Source organism: Bacillus bruguierae, from assembly GCF_037104725.1.
GTDB classification, from domain to species: Bacteria; Bacillota; Bacilli; order Bacillales; family Bacillaceae_G; genus Bacillus_A; species Bacillus_A bruguierae.
On record NZ_JBAWSX010000035.1, the window covers coordinates 1 to 5,506 of the forward strand.

The window sequence follows — 5,506 nt, forward strand, 5'->3', positions numbered from 1 at the left end:
GTGAAGTTGTAAGTGATTTTTTCTCACGTTCAACCACTACAAATTTACCATTTGAATTTGTACTTTCTTTCGGAACAAAACTCTCTACTTTATCACCATTTACTGCTAGAACCTCTTGATTATTATACTTTAGATTTTCTATACCAGTATCAATGTTAATCGCTTTTTTTGCCTGATCAGCTGAATTACTTTTAGGTGTTTCAGCGAAAGAAATAGAAGAATAATTAAAAGTGCATAAGCCAATTGATAAACATGCTAGTAATTTTATTCCTTTAGTATTTTTCTTGATTTTCAAAAAAATCAACCCCTTCCTTTTTTTCGTATTAAGGTATGACAATTATGTATAAATAATTGCTAAATAGTAAACTTACATAAATGCTTTTAAAAGTTCTTGAACGAATGGAAGTACTCCACCTATAAATTTTAAAATTGCCATTGCGATTGCCATATGATCTCCTCCTCTGTTGTTGTTGCTCAGATGTGATTTATCTTTATGCTCTTATTATACATTTCTATTAACACATTCTCATATGCAATATTGCATATGAGAATGTAGCAGGTTCCCTTTGTATTGTTAATAAGAGTAGCATTAATCATATTTTTCATTCGCAGATAATGGTCTTCCTGTAAAACGTAAGTAAGCAATTTGTATAGCAAATCCTAATCTATTAGCGACTCCACGTTGTTTTTTTACTTTTTTAAATTAGAAACACTCCATATTTAAACTGATTTTTGAATCATATATAGGGGTACAGCCTCATACCCATCAACTTAAGAAAAATAAACGCCCCCAAAAATGAGCCGAACTCTTATAAAGTGAAACTTTAATCAGTGGGGGTTTTCTTCATCCCCCACTGATTATTAGCCCTTCCAATCGGGCTTTTACGGACAGTAATACTCCCACGAATAGCGGGATAAATAACTGTGAAAAGGTAAAATTTTTGTTATGAGAGGTTTCTCAAAATATTAGCTTGATGGGCATGAGGTGGGACCCCATAACGATCATTCACAATGCTGATCTTTTGTTTTATGCCAATTGTGTAAACCATCTTGTGTTGGTTCGCCCTGCTGCTGACAGTGTTTATCTACAATTATGTTTGTTGCTACGAAACCCGCGGCCACGCAAAACACTATGCCGATGATCACATATTTATTTTTCATATTGTCACCTCTATTTTCATATCTTTCCTTCTTTCACAAGTTGCTCATAGTAAGCGTCTATTTTGTCGCGCTGCGCTTTTGCTTGTTCTTGGCGCTGCTGCGCCGCTTCTTGTTTGCGTTGTTCCTCGGCCTGTTGCTGTGCCTCTAATTGTTGCTTGTGTAATTCCTCTTCCTGTTTTTTAGCTGCTTCACGTTGCTGTTGTTCCTGTTTAACTCGTGCCTTCTGCTGTTCATACTTGCCTAAAACTGTGTTTGTTGCTGCAAAACCCGCGGCCACGCAAAACACTATGCCTGTGATCGTGTATTTCTTTTTCATATCGTCACCTTACCTTTTTTCAATTCCTGTATTTCCTGCATTAATAACGTTTGGTTGTATAGTAGCGTTGTCATTTGCTTAGAAACGTTGTCCAATTCCTCTAATAGGCGTACCGCCACATCGCCATCAACTTAAGATTTTAAAGTACCCCATAGCCGTCAATCTAACAAAAATAAACTACCCCAGAACGATAAAATTGAGCAACTTGTGCAAAATTTTATCGTTCTGGAGTAATTCTAAATTCTTAAGTTGATGAGCATGTCTCACCATATCAAAAAAAGAAAATTGTACGTTTAGTTACAATTTGGACACATTTTAACTGATACACTGTACGTTAAGCGCAAAGTTTGTTACAGAAAAAACAGCTTTTTGAAAAAAAAACATTATTTGTTTACATTTACATATTATTATAAAATCTGTGATATAACCTCATTAAAAATTCTATATAAATACAAGTTATATAACATAAATGTAATATAATGATAATCTTAATTGAAGGATTGAGGGGAACATTATACAAAGTTTAAGAATGGTGAAATTTTACATATGGATATTCGGGATATTATTTATTACTAATACTATTGAATTTATTTCCGTACTTACCACAGATTATAAATTTGATTGGTTAAGAGCTTTTTGTGCAATTGGATTTTCCATAGTATTTATAAAAAATCTATTCGATCTTAAAAATAAAAATTATAAAACTACATAATTAATATCAAATAAAAAGCACTTTTAAAACATTAAAAAGTGCTTTTTATTTATTATAAATACCAAAGTAAACTTTTGAATAGAAGTTTACATCTAAATATTACCAAAAAGGGAACTTAACTGAATAATATGTCTTTTCTTATTTCATCTAATTTTTACTAATTCGTTGGTTTTAAAAACTTAAATACTAATAACAAAAAACTAAATAAAATAAAAACTTGAGCATCTTGAATAGGGTTGTTATCATAACTCTCTTGTATCTCAATAATTAATTCATGTGTTTTCATTTGCTATCCCCTTTTACATATTTTCGATAAATTTATTTATCCTAAAAGTTTCTTATTTTTCAAATCCTGTAAATAAAGCATTATCTATAATTTCAGCCATTGTAAAAACACAACCTATTAGATATCACGAGCATCAATATAGTATATTATATGATTTCCCTGATGAAGTTAAAAATTACATTTTTGTAAGGTACATCTAATTAAATTAGAATCTTACTCTTAAATATATTGTGTTTCCTCTGTTCTTAGATATTCATAATTTAAAAGATCTATTTGAAAGTAAACTTTTGTTTATTAGTTTACTTTCATATCTCCTAAAATATTGGCTCTACACCAAATCCCTTGATACCCTCAAAAAAAAAAATATACTCTAGTTAACATAATCTCACTTATCAGTAGTATAAAAAAGACTAACTTATAAAATTATAAGTTAGTCTTTTTTATACAATATTACTACTAAAAGATATAATCAATTTCAATTAAATTCCATATTTCTTTAATGGATTTTCCATCTATTTTAACTTTTGTTAATATATCCTCTTCATTCCCAACTATGATTTCACTTGATTCATCATCAAATTTCCAAAATCCCCAGTCGCTCATGTAGTAACCTTCACTTTTATAAATAAAATGTATCTCCCTACCCATATTTAAGTCTTCAAGAAATTCTTTATAAGAGTACCCCATATATCCCCCTTACTTTGTAAGTTCACATAATTTCCGTTAATAGAAATTAATTAAATTTTTCTACGTATTAAATAAAAAGCTAAAGAACCCATAATAACAGGTGTAACAAAATCAACAAGACCCCAAAAAGGAAATGACCCAGTAAAAAGAGAGGGTATAAGTATATAGATAATTGCTAGTCCTATAAATACAGGAATTCCAAATTGAAATTCTCCACATCGTTTTATGTTTCTGTATAACACTTCCCCAATTAGGCAAGCTACGAGAGCTGGTATACTACCATAAATGATGAGAAATATAATGAATCCAAATAAATCGGTCCAGTTACTAGGATCAAAAATAGATAGAATTAAGATCCATCCGATAATAAAAGTAAGTAGACTTGTAGCATAACTAATTAAAAATTTTTTCATTTGTATCTCCTGTATAACCCATAATGTTATTTCTATTATATGACAATTCTCTTTACTTAAGATAGATAAAATATCATATGTATACCGTATTCATGTTAGGTTAACATAACGCATCATTATCAGTAGCAAGGAAAAGGAGGATCCCTACTCTCACAAGGAATCCGCCTTTTTCTTTTTCTATGACTCTATTCATTTTTTTACATTCCTATCCTGGCGTGGGTTTCAGGGTTCCCGTTTGTTATTGGATTGGCCGAAAAACCGTATAAAATCTTGCATGCTCTTAGCGTGGGTTTTTTCCGAAATGCTGGCGGTACCTCATATAGCAATCACGGAAAATAATTGGTTATTCCCAATGCGAGCTCTTAAGTTGATGGGCATGAGGTGGTACCCCATATACACCTTGTTAACCATTTACATATCATGGTATAATTTCAATAGGTTGACAGCTAATCATCTATGTTCCACGCTAACGGGTTGGGAATGACAATTTATTCCCCTGCTGACGAAGTCGAAAAGTTTTTTGGGGTTGGGGTGATCTTATGAAAAAGATAATTGGATTAAGTTTTATTCTATTTTCTGGTATCACATTATCTGGATGTTCAGCTATAGCAGAAAATTCTTTAGAAAAAACCGGAAATGGAAGTATTAAATTATTAACACCAACGATTACAACAAAAGATAATCAATTAGAATTTATGACTGAGGGAATTGATGAAAATAAAGTGACCTTTATTTTTGTTGCCAATAAAAAAGTATTTGAACAAAAAATAAAAAATGATGAATCCTACAAACTTAACATTAAGGGTATCAAAGATGCTCATAGGACGGACTACAAGCCAAAAGTTCAACTTTTGCAAACTAAAGATGATACTGAAAATGGAGACATGGTAAACTTTAAACAAGTTAGATATACAGTTGAAAAAGATTAGTTTTATAGTTATTTAATTTCAATTTGATGAACAAAAATACCAATTCATTTGTGAATTGGTATTTTTTCTTTTTGGCGTACCGCCCCATTGCTATCAAGTTAAGAAATACATTCTTCCCCAAAACGAAAAAACTGAACTAAATTTCTATGGACAACTATGAATAGAGGTTATGCATATGATTAAAAAAGAACAAACTCCCCAAGGTGAGGAGTCTGTCCAAAAACAGATATATATAAATCCAATTTGTTTTTTTTACATATAGATTGCTACTATAAAAAAAAGGAACTTGCACTTGTTTGCTCTTTTTGGTTTTCGCTGCGCATGTGGCAGAAATAGGCCCTGACCGATTCTATGCATGGCCAGTTGTTCTCGCCCACCGAAAAGGAAAAGGGTTTTATGTTAGTTTTTCAATTTGCATCTATATATCTTATCCGCTAGGAATCTTTCAATAGTGAATTAGAATAATGACTTAATACTTGCTAGGACAGTAAGTATACCTATAATGATGACAAATACATTGCTCGCTTTCCCTTTGTATTTAGCTAGTACTGGTACTTTATGGATCGCATACATTGGTAATAGACATAAGATAGCAGCAACTAACGGACCACTAAGGGCATCAATAATTCCAAGAATACTTGGATTTGCATACGCAACATACCAGCATGTTAATACGACAAAAGTAAGGATCATTGTCTTAACTGTTTTTTCTCCTACATCTTTTCCGCGTTTTTTACTGGACTTGATAATCATGTCACGCATTACCTCATATGCTCCTATATAATGACCAAGGAACGACTTTGTGATGGCCACAAAAGCAATGATAGGAGCTGCAATAGTGATTATAGGCGAATTAAGCTCATTCGCAAGATATGATAGGATTGACAAGTTCTCTTTTTTTGCCATTGCAAGATCACTTGGAGTTAAACTCAATGTACTGCTCCAAACAAAGAACATAACAACAGCGAATGTCATGATATAACAAGCTTTTTGTATTTGAGC

At 31.8% G+C, this 5,506-nt stretch carries 8 protein-coding genes and 1 pseudogene; 1 reads left to right on the forward strand and 8 read right to left on the reverse strand.

Annotated elements, in window-relative coordinates:
* From WAZ07_RS25960 to WAZ07_RS25985, 7 genes and pseudogenes are all read right to left on the reverse strand, one after another.
* The coding region (locus WAZ07_RS25960; protein WP_336474695.1) for a thiol-activated cytolysin family protein at window positions 1-304 on the reverse strand (304 nt) is incomplete at its 3' end.
* A gap of 294 nt (window positions 305-598) precedes the next feature.
* Window positions 599-694: pseudogene (locus tag WAZ07_RS26380) on the reverse strand (DUF4158 domain-containing protein); the annotation flags it as partial.
* Window positions 695-1,002: 308 nt separating this feature from the next.
* Complete coding sequence (locus WAZ07_RS25965; protein ID WP_336474696.1) at window positions 1,003-1,161, reverse strand: hypothetical protein; 159 nt, start codon at window positions 1,159-1,161, stop codon at window positions 1,003-1,005.
* 16 nt (window positions 1,162-1,177) lie between these two features.
* On the reverse strand, window positions 1,178-1,477 hold the full coding sequence (locus WAZ07_RS25970) for a hypothetical protein (RefSeq protein WP_336474697.1): 300 nt from the start codon (window positions 1,475-1,477) through the stop codon (window positions 1,178-1,180).
* A gap of 869 nt (window positions 1,478-2,346) precedes the next feature.
* Window positions 2,347-2,475 carry a hypothetical protein gene (locus tag WAZ07_RS25975; protein ID WP_280141418.1) on the reverse strand — a complete coding sequence of 43 codons (129 nt, stop codon included), beginning with the start codon at window positions 2,473-2,475 and terminating at the stop codon, window positions 2,347-2,349.
* Window positions 2,476-2,931: 456 nt separating this feature from the next.
* Window positions 2,932-3,162, reverse strand: a complete 231-nt coding sequence (locus WAZ07_RS25980) for a hypothetical protein (RefSeq protein WP_336474698.1) — start codon at window positions 3,160-3,162, stop codon at window positions 2,932-2,934.
* Window positions 3,163-3,212: 50 nt separating this feature from the next.
* Window positions 3,213-3,575 (reverse strand): hypothetical protein, encoded by a 363-nt coding sequence (locus tag WAZ07_RS25985; RefSeq protein ID WP_336474699.1) that lies wholly within the window; start codon window positions 3,573-3,575, stop codon window positions 3,213-3,215.
* A gap of 539 nt (window positions 3,576-4,114) precedes the next feature.
* Here WAZ07_RS25985 and WAZ07_RS25990 point away from each other — a divergent pair.
* Window positions 4,115-4,504, forward strand: a complete 390-nt coding sequence (locus WAZ07_RS25990; protein WP_336474700.1) for a hypothetical protein — start codon at window positions 4,115-4,117, stop codon at window positions 4,502-4,504.
* Window positions 4,505-4,960: 456 nt separating this feature from the next.
* On the opposite strand, the gene WAZ07_RS25995 is transcribed toward WAZ07_RS25990, so the two are convergent.
* Window positions 4,961-5,506: aromatic amino acid transport family protein (locus WAZ07_RS25995; protein ID WP_336474592.1), on the reverse strand; the 546-nt coding region annotated here is incomplete at its 5' end.

Bases quoted from the DNA above. Each gene is read 5' to 3' on its own strand.
- WAZ07_RS25965 (WP_336474696.1), bottom strand. From the start codon at position 1,161: ATGAAAAATAAATATGTGATCATCGGCATAGTGTTTTGCGTGGCCGCG.
- WAZ07_RS25970 (WP_336474697.1), bottom strand. From the start codon at position 1,477: ATGAAAAAGAAATACACGATCACAGGCATAGTGTTTTGCGTGGCCGCG.
- WAZ07_RS25975 (WP_280141418.1), bottom strand. From the start codon at position 2,475: ATGAAAACACATGAATTAATTATTGAGATACAAGAGAGTTATGATAAC.
- WAZ07_RS25980 (WP_336474698.1), bottom strand. From the start codon at position 3,162: ATGGGGTACTCTTATAAAGAATTTCTTGAAGACTTAAATATGGGTAGG.
- WAZ07_RS25985 (WP_336474699.1), bottom strand. From the start codon at position 3,575: ATGAAAAAATTTTTAATTAGTTATGCTACAAGTCTACTTACTTTTATT.
- WAZ07_RS25990 (WP_336474700.1), top strand. From the start codon at position 4,115: ATGAAAAAGATAATTGGATTAAGTTTTATTCTATTTTCTGGTATCACA.